Annotated in this window: 1 pseudogene; it reads left to right on the forward strand. The window is 58.3% G+C overall.

Going from position 1 to position 350, the window contains the following annotated elements:
• Nucleotides 1–131: 131 nt before the first annotated feature.
• Nucleotides 132–257, forward strand: a pseudogene (locus tag CYR32_RS21300) (phosphatidylglycerophosphatase B); the annotation flags it as partial.
• Between the last annotated feature and the right edge of the window lie 93 nt (nucleotides 258–350).

Consider the following 350-nt stretch of genomic DNA (forward strand, 5'->3'; position numbering starts at 1 on the left):
CTAGCGTACTTTGGCCGCGGTGAAATGGATTTATTGTGTCAAGCTTATGACGACGTGGTTAAATTAACGCTCATTTTTACAAGGACGGTACCATGCCTGAAAATCGCACTTCCCTGTTGGCAAACGGCACGCTGTTCGCCATTGTAAAACGCACCACGCTGGGTGCGCTGATCCTGCTGCTGATGCCGCTGGCCGTCTGGGCGTCGGGCTGGCAGTGGCAGCCGGGTGATGCCGGGCCTTTCCTGCGGGGGCTGTACTGATCTTCGCCTTCACGCAGGTGCAGGGTAATTTCCGTGCCGCGCTCCGCTTTGGTGATGTCGGCGATGGTGTAGTCGCCTTCGCCGGCGGAC

The sequence above is a fragment of the Chimaeribacter coloradensis genome (assembly GCF_002858715.1).
GTDB lineage: Bacteria > Pseudomonadota > Gammaproteobacteria > Enterobacterales > Enterobacteriaceae > Chimaeribacter > Chimaeribacter coloradensis.